Origin of the sequence: Mesorhizobium sp. M1365, assembly GCF_040317865.1 — a bacterium.
Classification (GTDB): Bacteria; Pseudomonadota; Alphaproteobacteria; order Rhizobiales; family Rhizobiaceae; genus Mesorhizobium.
On sequence record NZ_JAMYLG010000098.1, the window covers coordinates 1 to 2,682 of the forward strand.

The following is a 2,682-nucleotide window of genomic DNA, read 5'->3' on the forward strand; positions in this document are numbered from 1 at the left end:
GCGGCAGCGCAAGATCGTTCATGGTGGGTGTGGTCTCCGGGAAATGGTTCGGATCGGCTTAAGCAACCAAATCCTACGTCATTTCAACGGCTTGCGCCACATCCACCAACCCCCATGAATTTGGTTAGGTTGATGCGGCGTGCCGCCGCCGTGAGGCCGCGCTCGCTCAGCAGCGCGTCGAGAACGACGAGAAGATTCAGATCGAGCCCTTTGAAACGCATGTCTTAGCTATCCATAGCGTGGATGCATTTGATTGAAACAAACGATTTTACCAATTTTCCGGAATGTCGCATGGACTTGGCAGGACCTCACGTGCGCCGATCACTGCCTCTATCGCGTGGCGAGTCCCTTGAGAAGAGCCCGAAAGAGGAAATCTGTCGCATGCGGTGGAGATTGTACTGGGAATGAGAGGCAGCGCTCCGATCATGTCGAACTCTCCGACGAATGGCGGACCGGTACAATAGTTGATCGCAACTGGTCCGGAGCTATGAAACATCTCGATTACATATGAGGTGCCGAGTGAATACGCTGACAGCACCCACCGTCGCAGCGTTTAGCTGACGTTTGACGACGGTTCCTATCCATTTACACGCAGATTCTTGATGTGCTGGCGCAAAAGCGGGAGGCCGGCGACTTTTCTTCGTCATCGGGCTGACGCCGCAGAAGCCGGAACTCGTCCGGTTCCTATGGGCATTGGGCTTGGTCGGTCGCACAGGCTCTATGAGGGGCAATTTTGGCAACGCGACGCGACTCGGGTTTTGAACGACGCCGAAAACGCAAGCTGGAAAGGAACAAGATGGCAGATCAACTCGCCAACGAAATAATCGCCATTATCAAGAAGCGCGCCGCGTCGGAGGGCGGCATAGCGCCTGCCACAGGCGGCGAGATAACGGCTGCCACGGGACTGACTTCGCTCGGTATCGATTCACTGGGATTGGCGGACGTTCTCTGGGACCTGGAGCAGGCCTACGGCATCCAGATCGAGATGAATACGGCCGAGGCATGGTCGGATCTCCAGAATGTTGGGGACATGGTGGAAGCCGTGCGCAGCTTGCTCGCTAAGGGGGTGTGAATGGACAGGCGCGTCGTGATTACTGGGATTGGCGGTATTTGCGGGCTTGGGACCAACGCCGCCGCCATTTGGACAGAGATGCGAGAAGGCCGCTCCGCCATCGGCCCAATCGTCAACTCCGAGCTCCATGAATTGAGGGTCAGGATCGGTGCCGAGATCAAGGCGCTGCCGGAGCATGACATCGACGGCAAGCAACTCATCTCCATGGACCGCTTCAGCCTGCTCGCTGTGCTTGCGGCGCGCGAAGCCATGCGTCAGGCCGGACTTTCCTCCAAAGAGGGAAATAGCTATCGCTTCGGTGCGACGGTGGGCGTTGGCGGCTGCGGGTGGGATGCGATCGAGCAAACCTACCGCGCCATCCTTCTGGGCGGTAAGCGTGCCGCTCTCTTGACTGTACCCAAGGCGATGCCGGGTGCCGCTGCCGGCCAGGTCAGCATGAGTCTTGGTCTGCGCGGGCCGGTCTTCGGCGTCACGTCCGCCTGTTCCTCGGCAAACCATGCGATTGCCTGCGCGGTGGACCAGATCAGGCTCGGCCGGGCCGACGTGATGCTTGCCGGCGGCAGCGAAGCGCCGCTCATATGGGGTGTGCTGAAGGCATGGGAAGCGATCCGCGTGCTTTCGCCCGATACTTGCCGGCCATTCTCGGCCGATCGCCAGGGCCTGTCGCTTGGTGAAGGCGCCGGCATGGCGGTGCTGGAAAGCTACGAGCATGCCCTGGCTCGGGGCGCCACCATCCTTGCCGAAATTGCCGGTGCCGGCCTTTCCGCCGATGCGTCCGACATCGTCGCGCCGACTGTCGAGGGGCCGGAGGCAGCAATGCGGGCCTGCCTTGCCGATGCCAGGCTGGACGCCGAGGATGTCAACTATCTCAACGCGCACGGCACCGGCACCAAGGCCAACGACCAGATCGAGACGGCGGCGATCAAGCGCGTCTTCGGTCAGCACGCCTTCTCAATGTCCATTTCTTCTACCAAGTCCATGCACGCGCATTGCCTCGGCGCGTCCGGCGCGCTCGAGTTGATCGCCTGCGTGATGGCTATCCGCGAGAGCGTCGTGCCGCCGACTGCCAATTATCGTGAGCTGGACCCCGATTGCGATCTCGACGTCACGCCCAATGTGGCACGCGAGCGCAAGGTGCGCGTGGCACTGAGCAACTCCTTCGCCTTTGGCGGCACGAACGCGGTTCTGGCGTTCAGGCAGGTGTAGAAGCCATGAGAGATGCCTCCGGCAACATTATCTCTCGCATCCAGATGCTTGCCGGATAACTATTGTGAAGGGCGGGTCATTGACCGCCTCGGCGAATGCGGGAAGTGGCAGCGGAAGCTCGACGATCCGGGGGTATCGTCTTTGCGAAATTCTTAACTGTTGAAGCGGCTTGGACGTACCGCCGCCCCGTAAAAGGTAAGCGAGGCCCTGCGGGCTCGGCTTGAGGGTATGAAGCTGTACACGACAATGTCTGGAACCCGCAGGGTCGGCTCTGCGCCCGTTATAGTCGCCTGAGTGCTGCCGGCCCGGCCGCGCCGCGGGCGCCGTCAACGAACTCCTTGAACCTGCGGACCTTGCCTGTCTTGGCCGACGCTTCGAAGCGCGCCGTCGTGCTGGCCTCCAGA

Annotated in this window: 2 protein-coding genes and 2 pseudogenes; 2 read left to right on the plus strand and 2 right to left on the minus strand. The window is 60.8% G+C overall.

Annotated features, from left to right (window positions below):
- Positions 1-119: 119 nt before the first annotated feature.
- Positions 120-221, minus strand: a pseudogene (locus NKH04_RS33000) (LysR family transcriptional regulator); the annotation flags it as partial.
- Positions 222-796: 575 nt separating this feature from the next.
- Between NKH04_RS33000 and NKH04_RS33005 the strand changes: the two are divergent.
- Both NKH04_RS33005 and NKH04_RS33010 read left to right on the plus strand, forming a co-directional pair.
- Positions 797-1,072, plus strand: coding sequence for an acyl carrier protein (locus tag NKH04_RS33005; RefSeq protein ID WP_352458906.1), 276 nt, complete (start codon positions 797-799; stop codon positions 1,070-1,072).
- A complete protein-coding gene (locus NKH04_RS33010; RefSeq protein WP_353045600.1) occupies positions 1,073-2,278 on the plus strand; it encodes a beta-ketoacyl-[acyl-carrier-protein] synthase family protein in 1,206 nt (401 codons plus the stop codon).
- Here the strand turns inward: NKH04_RS33010 and NKH04_RS33015 are convergent.
- A pseudogene (locus NKH04_RS33015) lies at positions 2,265-2,429 on the minus strand (LysR family transcriptional regulator); the annotation flags it as partial. The gene NKH04_RS33010 and the pseudogene NKH04_RS33015 overlap by 14 nt on opposite strands.
- Positions 2,430-2,682 lie beyond the last annotated feature (253 nt).

Coding starts and splice junctions, on each gene's coding strand:
- NKH04_RS33005 (WP_352458906.1), top strand. CDS start 797: ATGGCAGATCAACTCGCCAACGAAATAATCGCCATTATCAAGAAGCGC.
- NKH04_RS33010 (WP_353045600.1), top strand. CDS start 1,073: ATGGACAGGCGCGTCGTGATTACTGGGATTGGCGGTATTTGCGGGCTT.